The organism is Massilia sp. CFBP9026 (genome assembly GCF_034045165.1).
Lineage (GTDB): Bacteria > Pseudomonadota > Gammaproteobacteria > Burkholderiales > Burkholderiaceae_D > Telluria > Telluria arenae.
Genome location: NZ_JAXCWH010000004.1, coordinates 65,147 through 83,820, shown reverse-complemented (window position 1 = coordinate 83,820; position 18,674 = coordinate 65,147). Strand labels below are relative to the sequence as shown.

Here is an 18,674-nt window from a genome sequence, read left to right as displayed (position 1 = left end):
CCCTTGTACTGTCCCGAAGGAAGCCATGATCCGCTATTCGTTCTCCGCTCTCGTCCTGGGTTGCCTGCTGGCCTGGCCGACCGCTTCGCCCGTCCTTGCGGCCGGCATGGATACCGCGCCGTCCGCGAGCAAGCGGCCGGTGCGCGAAGCCTATACCAAGTACGAATACCGGATTCCGATGCGCGACGGCGCGCGCCTGTTCACGACCGTGTACGTGCCGAAGGACGCTTCCCGGTCCTATCCCTTCCTGATGCAGCGCACGCCCTACAGCGCCGGCGTTCGCGTCGAGGGAGAGCTGCGCTACGGCGTGGACTGGATGCCCGAATCGCTCGGGCCCTCGCGCGAATTCGAGGACGCCGGCTATATCTTCGTGGTCCAGGACGTGCGCGGCCGCCATATGTCCGAGGGCGTATGGCAGGAGATGACGCCGCACGCCAAGCCGGCGCTGGGCAAGGGGGAGGGCGTCGAAGCCCAGGACATGCACGATACCGTGGCCTGGCTGCTGAAGAACGTCCCGAACAATAACGGCAAGGTCGGCATCTGGGGCATCAGCTATCCCGGCTTCTACGCCGCCGCCAGCGTGATCGATTCGCATCCGGCGATCAAGGCCGCTTCTCCGCAGGCGCCGATCGCCGACCTGTACCTGGGCGACGATTCCTACCACGGCGGCGCGTTCAAGCTGGCCGCCAACTTCGACTTCTATTCATCCTTCGTGGCGGCGCCGAATCCATCGCCCAAGTCGGCCTCGGGCGGCGGCTTCGACTACGACGAGGCCGATGGCTACGATTTCTTCCTGAAGCACCTGACTCTGGGCGCGATCGCGGGCACGATGAGCGAGCGCCAGCGCGAGCTGTTCATGCCGAACATCGAGCACGACACCTATGACGACTTCTGGCAGTCGCGCGCCATCGGCCCGCACATGAAGAACGTCAAGGCGGCGATGCTGACCGTGGGCGGCTGGTTCGATGCCGAGGATTTCCAGGGCCCGTTCACCGTTCACGACGCAGTCAGGCGCCACAATCCGGCCGCGGTGAACAAGCTGGTGGTGGGCCCATGGGTGCATGGCGGCTGGATGCGCGGCGACGGCGCGCGCCTGGGCCACGTGCGCTTCGACGCCAACACCAGCGATTACTTCAGGCGCAACATCCAGTTTCCGTTCTTCGAGCAGCACCTGAAAGGCATCAAGCCGGCCACGGAGCTGGCGCCGGTCACCATGTTCGAGACTGGCACCAATGTCTGGCGCAGCTACGATGCCTGGCCGCCGAAACCGGCCCGGGCCCGCACCCTGTATTTCAACGCCAACGGCAGCCTGACCTGGCAGCAGCCGGCCGCGGGCGGCGGCACAGGCTATGACGAATACGTGGCCGATCCGAAGCGTCCAGTGCCCTATATCGGCTACCCGGCGCAGGGCGTGCCGCGCGAATACATGGTGTCCGACCAGCGCTTCGCCGCGACCCGGCCCGACGTGCTTGTGTACCAGAGCGAGGTGCTGGAAGAGGACGTGACGGTTGCCGGCCCGGTACTGCCGAAGCTGTTCGTCTCGACCACCGGCACCGACGCCGACTGGGTAGTGAAGCTGATCGACGTCTACCCAAGCGACTATCCGACGCCGGCGGCCCCGCGCGCGGGCAATGACGTCGGACCGCCGGCCCTGAAACTGGGCGGCTTCCAGCAGCTGGTGCGCGGCAATCCGCTGCGCGGCAAGTTCCGCAACAGCTACGAGAAGCCGGAGCCCTTCGTGCCCGGCAAGGTGGAAGCGATCAGCTATGAGCTGGGGGCGGTGAACCACACCTTCCGCCGCGGCCACCGCATCATGGTGCAGGTGCAGAGTTCGTGGTTCCCGCTGATCGACCTGAATCCGCAGACCTTCATGCGCATTCCCGATGCGAAGCCGGAAGATTTCAAGAAGGCGACCCAGCGCGTCTATCGCGCGCCGGGCACGGCCTCGGGACTCCAGCTGATGGTGATGCCGTAAACTTCGGGGTCAGGTCTGACAATCGGACACGGGCTCTGCAGTCCTTAACCACAGCGTGATTTTCTCGAGCCTTCCAAGCCGTAATAATCTGCTTTAAGGCTGAGAACGTGTCCGAATGTCAGACCTGACCCCGGTTTTGCGTCCACCGGGCCGCCGGGGCCGACGCTACCCGTTGCGACGGCGCGGGATGCCGCGCTCGTACCATGCGGGTGCGCCGGGAACGAGGGCGGCGCGCACCTCGCGGCGCAGGGTGGTGGCGGGAATCGCGTCGGCCGCCAGCTGGCGCAGGCGATTCACGTCGGCGTGCCGGCCGCGCGCCGCCAGCACGTCCAGGATGGCGTTTACGTCCTGTACATAGTTGTGGATCTCGGCCGGGATGCTGGGCGCGGCGGTGAAACGCTTGCGGCGCTCGCGGAAGGCATCCATCAGGTAGTCGGCATGCTGGCGGATGTTTTCTTCCGGGTTCGGCATCAGGCGTTCGGCCAGTTCGGCGTCGCCGGCGGCGATCACCTGCGGCAGCACGACCCGGATGCAGGACGCGGCCAGCGCCGGCGCCACGTCTTCCAGTTGCAGGAACAGGTCGCGCGTGCGCACCGGCTGGTCGCGCGCATGGTCGATCGAGACCACGTCGAGCAGGTGGTCGCGGTTGCCCTGGCCGGCCAGCAGCAGGGCGGTGCTGCGTTCGCGTACCGCCTCGAGCGCCGCTTCCGCCGGTGGATAGGCCTCGGCCAGCACGGCCCAATCGGCCAGCGCATACGAACGGCGTACGCCGGCCAGCGATGGATCCTGTTCCAGTGCATGCTCGTGGAACCAGGTCAGCTCTTGCAGCGCGGCCTCGTACTGGCCCTGGTCGGCCAGTTCGCGCGCCGCCACCAGGCGTTCAATGGGGTTACTTACCTCGTCGCTCATGCACCCACCCATGGCAATCCCGCCTTGCACCAGCCGCCAAGCGTCTTGCGATGGCCTTCGCCGTCCTTGTCGCCCTCGAAACCCTCGAGGATGTCGAAGGCATTCGCATAACCGAGTTCGGTCGCCACGCGGGCGCTGTGGCGCGAGCGCACGCCCGAGCGGCACAGGAACAGCAGGATGTCATCCTGGCTCGCGACTTTTTCAAGCTGGGCGCCGAAGTCCGGATTCGGCACGCCGCCCGGATAGGTCGCCCACTGCACAGCCGCATGCTGGGCATCGGGGATGGCGACCCGGCCCACCCAGTCGCGTTCGGCATTGGTGCGCACGTCCACCAGCTTGACCTTCGGGCTGCTCCTGAGCAGCTCGAACGCCTCTTGCGGCGTCACCGCACCGGCATAGGGCTGGCCTGCGCCACGCTGGCGCGCAGCCTCGAGAATGTTTTCTGTCGTCATAATGTTCGGTCCGTTTTTGGGCATCCAAAGGCGCTGCACCATCGTGGATCAGTGTATCCTGCTCTTACATGGTGCGTCGGCATATGATTGCACTTGATTGGTGCATTCGGCATGCACTGTAAATCTTTCGACAAGCCTGCCGATCGACGCGATTTTATGGGTAAACTGGCCCGTCCCCCAAGAACGATTTGTGCATGTCCTCATGCAATTAACTTGGCACGTGGGGTGTCACCAAGTTGGCATGCTTCGTGCTTCAACATGATGCAAGTTGTCGGTTCTCATGACCCGACTTCCTTTTTTCAATTAGGAGATTCCGAATGGCAAAGTCCGCCGCAGATGTAATGCAACTGGTCAAGGACAACGAAGTCAAATTCGTTGATTTACGCTTCGCCGATACCCGCGGCAAGGAACAGCACGTCACGGTCCCGGTGTCGCACTTCGACCTGGACAAATTCGAATCCGGCCACGCCTTCGACGGTTCGTCGATCGCCGGCTGGAAAGGTATCGAAGCCTCGGACATGCTCCTGCTGCCAGACCCGAACACCGCCAACCTCGACCCGTTCATGGAAGAGACCACGCTGTTCATGCAGTGCGACGTCATCGAACCGTCGGACGGCAAGGGCTACGACCGCGACCCGCGCTCGATCGCCAAGCGCGCCGAAGCCTACCTGAAATCGTCGGGCATCGGCGACACCGCCTACTTCGGCCCGGAACCTGAATTCTTCATCTTCGACTCGGTCCGCTGGAGGCTGGACATGTCGGGTTGCTTCGTCAAGATCGACTCGGAAGAAGCATCGTGGTCGACCGACAAGGAATTCGAAGGCGGCAACAGCGGCCACCGTCCGACCGTCAAGGGCGGCTACTTCCCGGTCCCACCGGTCGATTCGTTCCAGGACATGCGTTCGGAAATGTCGCTGATCCTCGAATCGATGGGCATCCCGGTCGAAGTGCACCACCACGAAGTGGCCGGCGCCGGCCAGAATGAGCTGGGCACCAAGTTCTCGACCCTGGTCGAGCGCGCCGACTGGACCCAGAACCTGAAATACGTCATCTGGAACGTCGCCCACAGCTACGGCAAGACCGCGACCTTCATGCCGAAGCCGATCAACGGCGACAACGGCTCGGGCATGCACGTGCACCAGTCGATCTGGAAAGACGGCAAGAACCTGTTCGCAGGCGACGGCTATGCCGGACTGTCGGAAACCGCGCTGTTCTACATCGGCGGCATCATCAAGCACGCCCGCGCGCTGAACGCGATCACCAACCCGGGCACCAACTCGTACAAGCGCCTGGTGCCTGGCTACGAAGCCCCGGTCAAGCTGGCCTATTCGGCCCGTAACCGTTCGGCCTCGATCCGCATCCCGCACGTGGCGAACCCGAAAGGCCGCCGCATCGAGACCCGCTTCCCGGATCCACTGGCCAACGTCTACCTGTGCTTCGCTGCGCTGCTGATGGCCGGCCTGGACGGCATCCAGAACAAGATCCACCCGGGCGAAGCCGCGACCAAGGACCTGTACCACCTGCCGCCGGAAGAAGACAAGCTGATCCCGACCGTGTGCGCCTCGCTCGAAGAAGCGCTGGAAGCCCTGGACAAGGACCGCGAGTTCCTGACCCGCGGCGGCGTGTTCAGCGACAGCATGATCGATGCCTACATCGAGCTGAAGATGAACGAAGTGCAGCGCCTGCGCATGACCCCGCACCCAGCCGAATTCGACATGTACTATTCGTCGTAATCACTTGGCAAGCTGTTGTGCCTGTGCATCGCCAAGCTTGACGGCGATGCCATGAAACGCGGGGAAAGCGATGGCTTTCCCCGCGTTTTTTGTTGCTTCGGGTATAGTCGGGCGCGACTACAATGCATCTTCCCGCCGATGCAAGCTACCGAGTGATAGGAATGACAAACATCGTTTTTCACGGCGCCGTGGCCATGTTCGCCCTGCTGTTGTGCGCCTCGGCCCAGGCCCAGATCTACCGCTGTACGGATGCTAACGGCCGCCCGCTGTACACCGACGTCAAGGTCGGCAAGTGCCAGCTGATCGATACCGGCTACAGCTCGCCGCCGGCGGCGTCGGCGCCGATCCCGGCCCCCCGTTCGTCGGGCGGATCGGGTGCGGCCAGCACGCCTGCCCCCGCCGCCGCCAGCACCCCGTCCAGTTTCCCGCGCGTGGACAATGTGGTGCAGCGCGCGCGCGACGACGAGCGGCGCGAGATCCTGGGCGACGAATTGCGCATCGAGGAACGCAAGCTGCTGGACCTGAAAAAAGTGTTCAACAACGGCGAGCCCGAGCGCCAGGGCAACGAGCGTAATTACGCCAAGTACCAGGAGCGGGTGGCCTCGATGCGCGACGAGATCAGCCGTACCGAACGCAATATCGAGGCGCTGCGGCGCGAGATCGGCAATATCAGATGACCCTGCCACCCATGAACGACGTTCCCGCCTTCGACGCGGGCGATCCGGCGCGCTACGCCGGCCTCGACCTGCTGGCCTCGGCCGTGCTGCTGACCGGCGCCGACGGCGAAGTGCTGTATGCGAACGCCGCCGCCGAGAACCTGATGGAGCTGTCGTTCAAGTCGCTGCAGCGCCATCGCCTGCCCGAGCTGTTCCAGAACGGCGCCGAGCTGGCCGCCCTGATCGGCCAGGCGCTGGCCCACCAGTATGCCGACCTGCGCCAGGACCTGACCCTGCAGCGCAACAACCGCGAGCCGCTGCACGTGAACAGCATCGTCAGCGCGCTGGGCGACGGCACCCTGCTGATCGAGCTGCGCGAGAACGTGCAGCAGCTGAAGCTCGACCGCGAGGAGCGCATCCTCGACCAGAGCCAGGCCAACAAGGAACTCATCCGCAACCTGGCGCACGAGATCAAGAACCCGCTGGGCGGCATCCGCGGCGCTGCCCAGCTGCTGGAACTCGAGCTGCCGCCGCACCACCTGCTCGAGCTGCAGGAATACACGCAGGTGATCATCAAGGAAGCCGACCGCCTGCAGACCCTGGTCGACCGCCTGCTGGCGCCACACCGCAAGCCCCACATCGTTGGGGACGTCAATATCCATGAAGTGTGCGAGCGGGTGCGCAGCCTGATCCTGGCCGAATTCCCGCAAGGCCTGTCGATCAAGCGCGACTACGACGCCTCGATTCCGGAATTCCGCGGCGATTTCGAGCAGCTGATCCAGGTGGTGCTGAACATCGCCCACAACGCCGCCCAGGCCCTGTCCAGCCGCATGGCGCGGGGCGACGCCGAGATTGTTTTACGCACCCGCGTGGCGCGCCAGGTCACTTTGGCGAAGGTCCGTTACGGGCTGGCATTAGACTTGCATATCATCGACAATGGACCGGGCATCGCGCCCGATATCCGCGACCGCATTTTCTATCCGCTCGTATCCGGGCGTGACGGCGGGAGCGGCCTCGGGCTGACGCTGGCGCAAACCTTCGTGCAGCAGCACCTGGGGGTGATCGAGTGCGAAAGCCGGCCTGGACTGACGGATTTCCGTATCCTGCTGCCCCTGCCATAAGCGCGGGCGAGCAGGGCGCCGACCAGTCCTTTATTGAATCCATGTTGCGGGAAGCACGAATACATGAAACCAATCTGGATTGTCGACGACGACGCATCGATTCGCTGGGTACTCGAAAAAGCCCTGGCGCGCGAAAGCCTGGAGACCCGCAGCTTCGCCAACGCGCGCGAGGCCCTGACCGCCTTTGAAACCGATACCCCGCAGGTGCTGGTATCGGACATCCGCATGCCGGGCGAATCCGGCATCGACCTGCTGCAGGCCGTCAAGGCCCGCCATCCCGGCCTGCCGGTCATCATCATCACTGCCTTCTCGGACCTCGATTCGGCGGTGTCCTCGTTCCAGGGCGGCGCCTTCGACTACCTGGCCAAGCCGTTCGACATCGACAAGGCGGTGGCGCTGATCCGGCGTGCGCTGGAGGAGAGCCTGCGCGAAGCCAGCGTCGAGGCGCTGCCGGCCGAGACGCCCGAGATCCTGGGCCATGCGCCGGCGATGCAGGAGGTGTTTCGGGCCATCGGCCGCCTGTCGCAATCGAATGTGACGGTGTTGATCACGGGCGAGTCGGGCACCGGCAAGGAGCTCGTGGCGCGCGCGCTGCACAAGCACAGCCCGCGCGCGCAACAACCGTTCATCGCCCTGAACACCGCTGCGATCCCGAAGGACTTGCTGGAATCGGAACTGTTCGGCCACGAGCGCGGCGCCTTCACCGGCGCCCAGGCCATGCGGCGCGGCCGCTTCGAGCAGGCCGAGGACGGCACGCTGTTCCTGGATGAAATCGGGGACATGCCGTTCGATCTGCAGACGCGGCTCCTGCGCGTGCTGTCCGACGGCCACTTCTATCGCGTCGGCGGCCACCAGCCGGTGAAAGCCAATGTGCGCGTGATCGCCGCCACCCACCAGAACCTCGAGCAACGCGTGCGCGACGGCCTGTTCCGCGAAGATTTATATCACCGCCTGAACGTGATCCGCCTGCGGCTGCCGTCCTTGCGCGAGCGCAGCGACGACATTCCGATCCTCACGCGCCACTTCCTGGTGCAGAGCGCACACCAATTGGGCGTCGAACCGAAGCGCATGAGCGAGCAGGCGATGCGTTTCCTGTCCGGTCTCGAACTGCCTGGCAATGTGCGCCAGCTGGAAAACCTGTGCAACTGGATCACCGTGATGGCGCCCGGCCAGACGGTCGAGATCAAGGACTTGCCGCGCGACCTGACCCAGGGCCAGGCCGGGGCCGGCGCCAATCCGGTGCCGCTGTCCGACGGCATGGTGGGGGCGGGCGCACTGCCGGTGGCCGGCGCCGGCGGCATCGTCATGCAGGTTGCGGCGCAGGCGCCGCAAACGCCGGACGGCTGGATCGACCTGCTCGAGCTGCAGGCGGCCGGCATGCTCAGTGCGGGGCAGATGGACGTGATGGACATCCTGGGGCGCCAGTTCGAATCGGCCCTGATCAGGACGGCCCTCAAGCATACGCACGGGCGCAAGAACGACGCCGCGATGCGGCTCGGGATCGGGCGCAACACCATCACGCGCAAGATCGTGGAACTGGGGATCGACGGCGCGCGCGAGGAATAACGCCGTCGTAAAGACTGATGGTGAAAAGGACGGCCGGTGGTGTAAGCTCCTGCATCGCCCGCTCTACCTTTTCACTTCATGCTGATCAACTGCGTCGCCTACCAGGAAGGCAAGAAACTGTGTGATATCCCGGTCGAGGATATCAGCGAATACCTGAAACAGGACGACACCTTCGTCTGGGTCGCCCTGCGCGACCCTGCGCCCACCGACATCACCCTGATGCAGGAAGAATTCGGCCTGCACGAACTGGCGGTCGAAGACGCGCTGCGCGGCCACCAGCGGCCCAAGCTCGAGGAATATGGCGACTCGCTGTTCGTCGTGGTCCAGATCGTGGAGCTGGCCGGGGACGAATTGAACGTCGGCCAGCTGGCCGTGTTCGCCGGCGAGAACTACGTGCTGTCGGTGCGGCGCGACGCCAACCAGGGTTTCCTGGGCGTGCGCGCGCGCGCCGAGCGCGAGCCACATCAACTCAAGAAGGGCGCCGGCTTCGTGCTGTATGCGCTGGTCGACGCCGTGGTCGACCGCTACTTCCCGGTGGTCGACATGCTCGAATCCGAGCTCGAGTCGATCGAGGACCATATCTTCGGCATGCAGGGCAAGCAGCGCGCCAATGTCGAGCGCCTGTATGAGCTCAAGCGCAAGGCGCAGACCCTGCGCCACGCCGTGGTGCCGCTGATGGACGCCGTCGGCCGCCTGTACGGCGGCCGGGTGCCGGGCGTGGTGGTCGAGACCCAGGATTACTTCCGCGACGTGCACGACCACCTGTACCGCATCGCCGGCCGCCTGGACGCGGTGCGTGACACGATCAACACCGCGATCCAGGTGACGCTGTCGATGGTGGCGATCGAGGAGAACGAAGTCAGTAAAAAGCTGGCCTCGTACGCCGCGATCTTCGCCGTGTTCACGGCCTTCGCCGGGGTGTGGGGCATGAACTTCGAGTTCATGCCGGAGCTGAAGTGGAAGTGGGGCTATCCGCTGGCGCTCTTGACCATGGTGGGCGTGTGCGCCTACCTGTACCGGCGGTTCAAGAAGGCCGGCTGGTTGTAATCACCGTCGATCGGCGGTTGCCGCCGCGCCGGCGCAGGCCAGCGTCACCAGGCCGATCGCCAGCCACTGCACGGTCGTGAGCCGTTCGCCCAGCAGCAAGAAGCCCGCCAGCGCCGCCACCGCGGGACCGGCGCTGACCAGGATGCCGAACACGCGCTGCGGCAGGCGCTTGAGCGCCGTCATCTCGAGCGTATAGGGCAGGGCCGACGACAGCAGCGCCACCGCCAGGCCGCCGCCCAGCACCGCGGGCGCCAGCAAATCCCCGCCGGCGTGCGTCACGCCGAACGGCACCACGAACACGCAGGCCGCCAGCAGCCCCCAGGACACGGCCTGGCCGCCATTGAGCATTGATACCCGCTTGCCGAACACGATGTACATCGCCCAGCAGAACGCCGCCGCCAGCGCATAGGCGATGCCGACCGGGTCCAGCGCGGCGCTGCTGGCCGCCGTCGGCAGCAGCAGCCACAATCCCGCGCCGGCGAGGATCACCCACACGAAGTCGCGCGCGTGGCGCGAGGACAGGATCACCACCGCCAGCGGCCCGGTGACTTCGATCGCGACCGCGATCCCCAGCGGGATGCGTTCGAAGGAGCGGTAGATGAACAGGTTCATCGCCCCCAGCATCACGCCATAGATGACGATGTTCGGGATGTCGGCGCGGCGCAGCGTGAAACGCCAGGGCCGCACCAGCACCAGCAGGATCAGGGCCGACAGCCCGACCCGCAGCGCCACCACGCCGGCGCTGCCGACCGCCGGGAACAGGCCCTTGGCCCAGGCGGCGCCGGCATTGACCGACACCAGCGAACCCAGGATCGCCAGCGCGGGCGCAGCGACGCCGTGGGGCGTGACGTCGGCCCGGCCTGTCACTTGGCCGCCATCGCTATGGCCACCGCTTCGGCCACGCGGATGCCGTCCACCGCGGCCGACATGATGCCGCCCGCGTAGCCGGCGCCTTCGCCGGCCGGGAACAGGCCGCGCGTGTTCAGGCTTTGCAGGTCGTCGTTATTGCGCCTGATGCGGATCGGCGACGAGGTGCGGGTCTCGACGCCGGTGAGCACCGCGTCTTCCTTGTAATAGCCCTTGATCTGCTTGTCGAAGGCGACGAAGGCTTCGCGCATCGCCACGATCGCGTAGTCCGGCAGCGAGGTCGCCAGGTCGGTCAGGTGGACCGCCGGACGGAACGACGGGGTGACCGAACCGAATTCGGTCGACGGCCGGCCCTTGACGAAGTCGCCCATCAGCTGGCCCGGCGCGTCATAGGTGCCGCCGCCCAGCACGAAGGCGCGCGATTCGAGCTCGCGCTGGAAGTCGATCCCGGCCAGCGGGTGGCCGGGATAGTCGTCGGGCGTGATGCCGACCACGATCGCGCTGTTGGCGTTGCGCTCGGCGCGCGAATACTGGCTCATGCCGTTGGTGACGACGCGGCCTTCCTCGCTCGATGCGGCGACCACGGTGCCGCCCGGGCACATGCAGAAGCTGTAGACCGAGCGCCCATTGGATGCGTGGTGCACGATCTTGTAGTCGGCCGCGCCGAGGATCTTGTTGCCGGCGTTGGGGCCGAAGCGGCAGACGTCGATCAGCGACTGCGGGTGCTCGACCCGGAAGCCGATCGAGAACGGCTTGGCTTCGATGTACACGCCGCGGTCGTACAGCATCTGGAAGGTGTCGCGCGCGCTGTGGCCGATCGCCATCGCCAGGTGGCGGGTGGCGATCTCTTCGCCATTGGCCAGGCGCACGCCGACCACCTGGCGCACGCCGCCGGTCTCCTCGATCAGCACGTCGTCGACGCGCGTCCCGAAACGGATCTCGCCGCCGAGCCGGATGATCTCGGCCCGCATCTGCTCGACCATCTTGACCAGGCGGAAGGTGCCGATGTGCGGCTTGCTGACGTACATGATCTCTTCAGGAGCGCCGAAGCGCACGAACTCGGTCAGCACCTTGCGGCCGTGGTGGTTGCTGTCCTTGATCTGGCTGTACAGCTTGCCGTCCGAGAAGGTGCCGGCGCCGCCTTCGCCGAACTGCACGTTGGACTCGGTATTGAGCTTGCGCTTGCGCCAGAAGCCGAAGGTGTCGACGGTGCGCTCGCGCACGATCTTGCCGCGCTCGAGGATGATCGGGTTCAGGCCCATTTGCGCCAGGATCAGCGCCACGAACAGGCCGCAGGGGCCGGTGCCGACCACCACCGGACGCGGGGTGCCCGGCGCCGGCTTGTTGACCTGCACGAACTTGTAGTCGACATCGGGCGAGGGCATCACGTGCTGGTCGCTCTTGAGGCGCGCCAGCACCGCCGCTTCGCCGCGCACTTCGGCGTCGATCGAATAGATCAGCACGATGGCCGCCTTCTTGCGCGCATCGTAGCTGCGCTTGTAGACGCTGAAGTCGACCAGGTCGGCGTCCGGCACGCCGAGACGGGCCAGGATGGCCTCGCGCAGGGCTGGTTCGGGGTGGTTCAGGGGGAGTTTGAGTTCGTTAATACGCAGCATGGGAGGGTGGTTGCTGGTGAGGCAACAAAATGGAGGCGGGCAAACCGCTATTTTACCTCGGCGGCAGGCTTCGGACGGGATGGCTTTAGTGCCTCTGCTGGCCGGAGCGCATCCCGGCTTGCGGCCTCAGTGTCCTGCTGCGATATCCGGGAAGGGCGCCTGGATGTTCAGTTTTGTTGAGTGATAGTGATCGGAGGCGACATTCTGTATGTTTTACGCAACCACACCAAAGCATTCTACAAATTCTCTACAACTTGGTTTGAATGCATACGGTGTAAATAATGTTTGGAGCGCAATTGGGGAAAAGTGTGTGCGGAATGCATTGGCTCATGTATGCATTGCGTATGAAACTATCGTCAATACAATGATTTAGCGCGATTTTGCGACGGCGTTGCCGATTTCATCGTGCATATCTGTCCTGGCGTCGTATCACGAACCGACTGTGCTTATTAAAATTTCACTCCGGAAATCTGTTGTATTTAACACTCTGCACACCCTGTGTCTCATTGACACTTTTCCGTGCCCTATGTTTTTATATGTTCACTTAAATAACGTTTGATTTAATAACAAACGCTAATTGAGGCTGTTCGTCCTTAATATCTGGAATGCATATAACGCATCGCCGTGAATGCGGAAATATGCAGACATCGTATTCAGACGCACGAAAGTCCATCCTCTTCCTGGCCGCGCGCGCTGGGGCGTGGTTTCGTCGAGGAGCCATGCCGGCTGCCGGCGGAGAGGACGCCGCACATTGTCGGTACCAATGTTGCGGCAGGCACCCACTCACAAGAAAAGCACAAGGAGAAGTACACATGATGTTGAAACTCAAGTCGATGCCCTTTGCGATCGCCTGCGCGATCGCCAGTGGCGCCCTGATCGGCGCAGCGCCGGCCATGGCTCAGTCCCAGCAGGGCAACGCCGAGGCAAGCCCGCAGCGTGTGGTGGTGACCGGCTCGCTGATCAGCCGCACCAATACCGAAACGCCGACCCCGATCCAGGTGCTGACCGCGGCCGATATCCAGAAGAGCGGCAAGACCTCGGTCGCCGAACTGCTGACCGACCTGGCCGCCAACGGCGCCGGCACCCTGGGCACCGGCTTTGCCGGCGCCTTCGCCAACGGCGCATCGGGCATCTCGCTGCGCGGCCTGACCGTCGGCGCCACCCTGGTGCTGATCGACGGCCACCGCATGGCCCCGTATCCGCTGTCGGACGACGCCCAGCGCTCCTTCGTCGACGTGTCGGCGATCCCGTTCGATGCCATCGAGAGCATCGAAGTGCTGAAAAGCGGCGCTTCCTCGCTGTACGGCTCCGACGCGATCGCGGGCGTGATCAACATCAAGCTCAAGAAAAACCTGAACGGCACCCGCCTGTCGGCCGAAGTGGGCGACACCCAGCACGGCGGCGGCAAGACCAAGCGCGCCTCGATCAGCACCGGCATCGGCGACCTGGGCGCCGACGGCTACAACGCCTTCATCACCGCCGAGTACCGCAAGCAGGATCCGATCTACGTGGCCGACCGCGAAAACTTCGGCTACGCCAACCGCGACTGGCGCGCACGCGGCGGCAACGACCTGACCCTGGGCGTGCCGACCAACATCAACAACTTCCTGACCGCGTCGAGCAGCCCCTTCCTGTACAACCCGGCCAATCCGAACAACCCGGCGGGCGTGACGAACGTCAACAACCCGGCCAACTATCAGTTCCTGGATCCGAACTGTAACTTCACCAAGTATCGCGCCGGTGGTTGCTCGGTGCGCGATACCGAATCGTTCATCCAGCCGCCGACCGAGAACGTCAACGTCCTGGTCGGCATGACCAAGAAGCTGAGCGAAGACTGGGAAGTGCAATTCAAGGGTTCGCTGTTCCGCCGCGAAAGCACCAATAACCGCAACGGCGCAGGCACCTCGCCGCTGGCCTTCAATCCGACCGCCTTCAACGGCACCACCACCCTGGTCAACGGCGTGCTGACCCCGCGCGTCGGCGCTGTGCCGGACACGACCTTCGCACCGGGCGCCCAGGTCGGCGCCAACGTCACCAACCCGTTCGGCCAGAACGCCCGCCTGTACGGTTACATCCCGGATGTCGGCGCCGCCCTGACCACCAAGAACGAGTCGACCGCGACCCGCTTCTCGGCCGACCTGATCGGCAGCGCCTATGGTTGGGACGTGACCGCCTCGGTCGGCGCCACCAAGGTCAAGAACGACCTCGACTATAGCGGCTACGTCAACCGCAACGCGCTCTACGCCGCACTGCGTAACGGCACCTTCAATGTGCTGGGCAACAACTCGCCGGCCGTCATGAGCCAGGTGTCGCCGCGCTTCAGCAACAAGATCGAGTCGACCCTGAATTACGCCGACCTGATCGGTTCGCGCGAGCTGCTGTCGAGCTTTGGCGCCGGTCCGCTCAACTTCGCGGCCGGCCTGCACTGGCACAAGCGCGAGCAGGATGCGCCACCGTCGAGCCTGACGCTCAACGGCGCCGTGGCCAACACCTCGGCCTTCGCGATCGGCGAGGAAACCAACAAGGCGGCCTTCGCCGAGCTGCAGGCGACCCCGATCAAGAACGTCGAAGTCGGCCTGGCCGGCCGTTATGACCACTACGACACCTACGGCCGTTCGTTCACGCCGTCGGCCAACTTCAAGTGGACGCCGAGCCAGCAGATCGGCCTGCGCGGCACCTTCGCGCGCGGCTTCCGCGCCCCGGCCCCGGCCGAGGTCGGCAATGCGGGCTCCTTCTTCACCTTCAACGCGATCAGCGACCCGATCCTGTGCGCCAACGGCAGCCAGACCACGGCCGGCAACGTGCCGTCGGCCTGCTCGTTCAGCCCGCCGTACGTCCAGACCACCAATCCTGACCTGCAGCCCGAGAAGTCGAAGTCGTACACCTTCGGCATCATCCTCGAGCCGATGCGCGGCCTGAACATGACCCTGGACTACTACAAGATCCAGATCAAGAACCTGATCGTGACCCAGGCCGGCAACGATCCGAGCTTCACCCCGACCTGGGTGCGCGGCCCGGCGGCGCCGATCGACATCGCGACCGGCTCCGGCAACACCACCGCGGTGGGCGTGCCTGCCGCCGGTCCGATCCTGTACGGCCTGTCGCCGTATATCAATGCCGGCAGCACCGAGACCCACGGCATCGAAGCGGATGTGCGCTATCGCTGGCGCCTGGGCGATATGGGCACCATCACGGCCAACCTGAGCGCGGCTCACGTGTTCGGCTATGAGACCGAAGTGGCGGGCGCCAGCTACCAGCTGGCAGGCACCCAGGGTCCATCGTCGGTCGGCGGCGCCACCGGCAACCCGAAAGACCGTGCCCAGTTCACCCTCGGCTATGCCCGCGGCCCGCTGGACGTGACCGCCACCGTGAACTACACGAGCGGCTTCTCGACCTTCGACCCGGCCCTGGGCGAGACCGATTGCGCCTCGACCGGTACCAACGTCGGCGGCCGTCCTTACTTCCAGGGCCTGGTCCAGCCGGCATGGTACTGCGACGTGTCGTCGTTCACCTCGACCAACCTGAACGTGAGCTACAAGGTCACCGAGAACCTGACCATCCGTGGCGCGATCCTGAACCTGTTCGACAAGGAAGCCCCGTATGACGTCGCCACCTACGGCAACGCGGGCAACCAGACCTCGTACAACGCCTCGCTGCACCAGCCTGGCGCGGTGGGCCGCTTCTTCAGCCTGGGCGCGAACTATACGTTCTAAGTCTTAGGCCAGCTGCCTCAGCACGTCGTTCCCGCGTAGGCGGGAACCTAAGGTTGCAAGCGTTTCGACACGCAAGCAGTACTTGGGTTCCCGCCTTCGCGGGAACGACGTTTTTTTACGTTAACAATAGAATGTATTTGGCGGACCGCTCAGATCCCGCCCCAGGCCCCGGCCAGCACCGCCAGCGCCGCCAGGCCGGCGGTCTCGGTACGCAGCACGCGCGGACCCATCGACAGGAACAGGGCGCCGGCGGCAACGGCCGCGGCTTCTTCTTGCGGCGTGAGGCCGCCTTCGGGGCCGATCAGGAAAGTTACCGGCTGCGGCGCAGTGGCGCGCGCCCAGCCGGCCAGCGATTCGGTCGCGCGCGGGCTGAGCAGGATGCGCACGCCCCCGGCCGGCGCCGCCAGCCACGGCTGTACGTCGGCCAGCGGATGCAGCTGCGCCAGCCGGTTGCGGCCGCACTGCTCGGAGGCGGCCACGATCACGCCCTGCCAGTGGGCCTGCCGTTTCTCGGCGCGCTCGCCGGTCAGGCGCACCACGCTGCGCTGGGCCGCCAGCGGCTGGATCGCGGCCGCGCCCAGCTCGACCGCCTTTTCCACGATCCAGTCCATCTTCGAGCCTTCCGGCAAGCCCTGGGCCAGGGTGACGGAGTAGGGCGCCTCGGCCTCGACATCCTCGAAGGCGTCGACCGTCGCGGTCGCGCGGCGCTTGCCGGTTTCCAGCAGGGTGGCGCGGTACTGGCCGCCTTCGCCATTGAACAGGGTGAGCGGCGCGCCCGGCTGCAGGCGCACCACGTGCAGATGGTGGGCGACGGCTTCCGGCAGGTCGACGCTCGCGCCGATGGCGAGCGGCTGGGGACAGTAAAAACGGGGCATTCTGTGGGTTCGCAGCGCGGGCTTGCGTTAAAGGAATAAACCTGCATTTTAAATCGGCCGCACCCCGGTCTGGTAGAATAACGGGCTACGGCCTCGCGGGCCATCGCTTTCCTATCCCTGATCCACGATCTCCATGAAATCTACGCAAACCACCACCCTGATGGCCAACGCGATCCGCGCGCTGGCGATGGACGCCGTCCAGAAAGCCAACTCGGGCCACCCGGGCATGCCGATGGGCATGGCCGAGATTGCCGTCGCACTGTGGGACAAGCACTACCGCCACAATCCGGCCAATCCGGGCTGGTCGAACCGCGACCGCTTCCTGCTGTCGAACGGCCACGGCTCGATGCTGCACTATGCGCTGCTGCACCTGGCCGGCTACGACCTGACGATGGACGACCTGCGCGACTTCCGCCAGATGCACTCGAAGACCCCGGGCCACCCGGAAGTCGGCATCACCCCGGGCGTGGAGACCACCACCGGTCCGCTGGGCCAGGGCATCGCCAACTCGGTCGGCATGGCGCTGGCCGAATGGCTGCTGGGTAGCGAGTTCAACCGTCCAGGCTATGACGTGGTGGATCACTACACCTACGCCTTCCTGGGCGACGGCTGCCTGATGGAAGGCATCTCGCACGAAGTGGCGTCGCTGGCCGGCACCCTGCGCCTTAACAAGCTGATCTGGCTGTACGACGACAACGGCATCTCGATCGACGGCCGCGTGGAAGGCTGGTTCACGGACGACACCCAGAAGCGTTTTGAAGCGTATGGCTGGAACGTGATTCCGAAGGTCGACGGCCACAGCGTGAAAGACATCGACGCGGCCATCGAGCAGGCCAAGCAATCGGATCGTCCGACCCTGATCTGCTGCAAGACCATCATCGGCAAGGGCGCCCCGAACCTGGAAGGCGGCGACAAGGTCCACGGCGCGCCGCTGGGCGACGCCGAGATCGCCGCCGTGCGCAAGCACCTGATCTGGGATCCGATCCCGTTCGACATCCCGGCCGAGCTGTACGAAGCATGGGACGCAAAAGACCGCGGCGCGCAAGCCGAAGGCGAGTGGAATACGCTGTTCGCGGCCTACCGCGGCGCCCACCCCGAGCTGGCCGCCGAATTCGAGCGCCGCATGAAGGGCGACCTGCCGGCCGATTTCAGCAAGACCCTGGACGCGGCGATCGCCGCCTGCATCGACAAGGCCGAGACCATCGCCACCCGCAAGGCCTCGCAGAATGCGATCCAGGCCCTGGCCCCGGTGCTGCCTGAATTCCTGGGCGGCTCGGCCGACCTGACCGGCTCGAACCTGACCAACTGGAAGGAATCGGTGCCTGTGCGTTCGGGCATCGCCGGCAACCACATCAACTACGGCGTGCGCGAATTCGGCATGTCGGCGATCCAGAACGGCGTGGCCCTGCACGGTGGCTTCATCCCGTTCGGCGCGACCTTCCTGACCTTCTCGGACTACAGCCGCAATGCCCTGCGCATGGCTTCGCTGATGAAGATCCGTTCGATCTCGGTGTTCACCCACGATTCGATCGGCCTGGGCGAAGACGGTCCAACCCACCAGTCGATCGAGCACGTCTCGTCGCTGCGCCTGATTCCTGGCCTGGACAACTGGCGTCCATGCGACACCGTCGAGTCGGCGGTGGCATGGGGCGCGGCGGTGCAGCGCAAGGATGGTCCATCGACCCTGATCTTCTCGCGCCAGAACCTGCCGTTCATGGCGCGTGAAGCGGCGCAGGTGAGCGACATCGCCAAGGGCGGTTATGTGCTGCGCGACAGCGCCGACGCGAAAGTCATCCTGATCGCCACCGGTTCCGAAGTCGAACTGGCAGTGAAAGCCTTTGATGCACTGGCCGCCGAAGGCATCGCCGCACGCGTGGTCTCGATGCCGTCGACCGACGTGTTCGACCGCCAGGACGCCGCCTACAAGGCAAGCGTGCTGACCAAAGGCGTGCCGCGCGTTGCCATCGAAGCCGGCGTGACCGCCTTCTGGTACAAGTACGTGGGCCTGGAAGGCGCCGTGGTCGGCATCGACACCTTCGGCGAATCGGCGCCGGCGCCGGTGCTGTTCAAGCACTTCGGCTTCACCGTCGAGAACGTCGTCGCGAAAGCGAAAGAAGTTATCGCAGCATAAGCATTCGCTGCAT

The 18,674-nt window shown here is 65.1% G+C and carries 13 protein-coding genes; 8 read left to right on the top strand and 5 right to left on the bottom strand.

Going from position 1 to position 18,674, the window contains the following annotated elements:
• Positions 1-25 precede the first annotated feature (25 nt).
• On the top strand, positions 26-1,975 hold the full coding sequence (locus SOM28_RS11465) for a CocE/NonD family hydrolase (protein ID WP_320468178.1): 1,950 nt from the start codon (positions 26-28) through the stop codon (positions 1,973-1,975).
• Positions 1,976-2,140: 165 nt separating this feature from the next.
• Here the strand turns inward: SOM28_RS11465 and SOM28_RS11460 are convergent, their stop codons facing one another.
• Positions 2,141-2,884: a hypothetical protein gene (locus SOM28_RS11460; protein ID WP_320468177.1), complete on the bottom strand. Its 744-nt coding sequence runs from the start codon at positions 2,882-2,884 to the stop codon at positions 2,141-2,143.
• Positions 2,881-3,336, bottom strand: coding sequence for a rhodanese-like domain-containing protein (locus tag SOM28_RS11455; RefSeq protein ID WP_123069509.1), 456 nt, complete (start codon positions 3,334-3,336; stop codon positions 2,881-2,883). The genes SOM28_RS11460 and SOM28_RS11455 overlap by 4 nt, the downstream gene beginning before the upstream one ends.
• A 317-nt stretch (positions 3,337-3,653) precedes the next feature.
• On the opposite strand from SOM28_RS11455, the gene glnA reads away from it, so the two are divergent.
• The 5 genes from glnA (at position 3,654) to corA (ending at position 9,459) form a co-directional block, all read left to right on the top strand.
• Complete coding sequence (glnA, locus tag SOM28_RS11450) at positions 3,654-5,069, top strand: type I glutamate--ammonia ligase (RefSeq protein WP_123069505.1); 1,416 nt, start codon at positions 3,654-3,656, stop codon at positions 5,067-5,069.
• Positions 5,070-5,230: 161 nt separating this feature from the next.
• Positions 5,231-5,746 carry a DUF4124 domain-containing protein gene (locus tag SOM28_RS11445; RefSeq protein ID WP_320468176.1) on the top strand — a complete coding sequence of 172 codons (516 nt, stop codon included), beginning with the start codon at positions 5,231-5,233 and terminating at the stop codon, positions 5,744-5,746.
• 11 nt (positions 5,747-5,757) lie between these two features.
• Positions 5,758-6,846, top strand: a complete 1,089-nt coding sequence (gene glnL / locus SOM28_RS11440) for a nitrogen regulation protein NR(II) (protein WP_123069508.1) — start codon at positions 5,758-5,760, stop codon at positions 6,844-6,846.
• A gap of 63 nt (positions 6,847-6,909) precedes the next feature.
• Positions 6,910-8,412, top strand: coding sequence for a nitrogen regulation protein NR(I) (ntrC, locus tag SOM28_RS11435; RefSeq protein ID WP_123069503.1), 1,503 nt, complete (start codon positions 6,910-6,912; stop codon positions 8,410-8,412).
• Positions 8,413-8,490: 78 nt separating this feature from the next.
• Positions 8,491-9,459 carry a magnesium/cobalt transporter CorA gene (gene corA, locus SOM28_RS11430; protein ID WP_123069502.1) on the top strand — a complete coding sequence of 323 codons (969 nt, stop codon included), beginning with the start codon at positions 8,491-8,493 and terminating at the stop codon, positions 9,457-9,459.
• On the opposite strand, the gene SOM28_RS11425 is transcribed toward corA, so the two are convergent.
• On the bottom strand, positions 9,460-10,326 hold the full coding sequence (locus tag SOM28_RS11425) for an EamA family transporter (protein WP_320468175.1): 867 nt from the start codon (positions 10,324-10,326) through the stop codon (positions 9,460-9,462). It lies immediately after the preceding gene.
• Positions 10,323-11,942, bottom strand: coding sequence for an NAD(P)/FAD-dependent oxidoreductase (locus tag SOM28_RS11420; protein ID WP_320468174.1), 1,620 nt, complete (start codon positions 11,940-11,942; stop codon positions 10,323-10,325). The genes SOM28_RS11425 and SOM28_RS11420 overlap by 4 nt, the downstream gene beginning before the upstream one ends.
• An 812-nt stretch (positions 11,943-12,754) precedes the next feature.
• Here SOM28_RS11420 and SOM28_RS11415 point away from each other — a divergent pair.
• The gene (locus tag SOM28_RS11415) at positions 12,755-15,655 is read left to right on the top strand and encodes a TonB-dependent receptor (RefSeq protein ID WP_320468173.1); all 2,901 of its coding nucleotides are present in this window, start codon (positions 12,755-12,757) and stop codon (positions 15,653-15,655) included.
• Positions 15,656-15,804: 149 nt separating this feature from the next.
• Here SOM28_RS11415 and SOM28_RS11410 read toward each other — a convergent pair whose 3' ends face one another.
• Positions 15,805-16,530 (bottom strand): 16S rRNA (uracil(1498)-N(3))-methyltransferase, encoded by a 726-nt coding sequence (locus tag SOM28_RS11410; protein WP_320468172.1) that lies wholly within the window; start codon positions 16,528-16,530, stop codon positions 15,805-15,807.
• 133 nt (positions 16,531-16,663) lie between these two features.
• Between SOM28_RS11410 and tkt the strand changes: the two genes are divergently transcribed.
• Entirely contained in the window at positions 16,664-18,661 is a 1,998-nt protein-coding gene (gene tkt, locus SOM28_RS11405) for a transketolase (protein ID WP_320468171.1), read from the top strand.
• Positions 18,662-18,674 lie beyond the last annotated feature (13 nt).

Coding starts and splice junctions, on each gene's coding strand:
- SOM28_RS11465 (WP_320468178.1), top strand. CDS start 26: ATGATCCGCTATTCGTTCTCCGCTCTCGTCCTGGGTTGCCTGCTGGCC.
- SOM28_RS11460 (WP_320468177.1), bottom strand. CDS start 2,884: ATGAGCGACGAGGTAAGTAACCCCATTGAACGCCTGGTGGCGGCGCGC.
- SOM28_RS11455 (WP_123069509.1), bottom strand. CDS start 3,336: ATGACGACAGAAAACATTCTCGAGGCTGCGCGCCAGCGTGGCGCAGGC.
- glnA (WP_123069505.1), top strand. CDS start 3,654: ATGGCAAAGTCCGCCGCAGATGTAATGCAACTGGTCAAGGACAACGAA.
- SOM28_RS11445 (WP_320468176.1), top strand. CDS start 5,231: ATGACAAACATCGTTTTTCACGGCGCCGTGGCCATGTTCGCCCTGCTG.
- glnL (WP_123069508.1), top strand. CDS start 5,758: ATGAACGACGTTCCCGCCTTCGACGCGGGCGATCCGGCGCGCTACGCC.
- ntrC (WP_123069503.1), top strand. CDS start 6,910: ATGAAACCAATCTGGATTGTCGACGACGACGCATCGATTCGCTGGGTA.
- corA (WP_123069502.1), top strand. CDS start 8,491: ATGCTGATCAACTGCGTCGCCTACCAGGAAGGCAAGAAACTGTGTGAT.
- SOM28_RS11420 (WP_320468174.1), bottom strand. CDS start 11,942: ATGCTGCGTATTAACGAACTCAAACTCCCCCTGAACCACCCCGAACCA.
- SOM28_RS11415 (WP_320468173.1), top strand. CDS start 12,755: ATGATGTTGAAACTCAAGTCGATGCCCTTTGCGATCGCCTGCGCGATC.
- SOM28_RS11410 (WP_320468172.1), bottom strand. CDS start 16,530: ATGCCCCGTTTTTACTGTCCCCAGCCGCTCGCCATCGGCGCGAGCGTC.
- tkt (WP_320468171.1), top strand. CDS start 16,664: ATGAAATCTACGCAAACCACCACCCTGATGGCCAACGCGATCCGCGCG.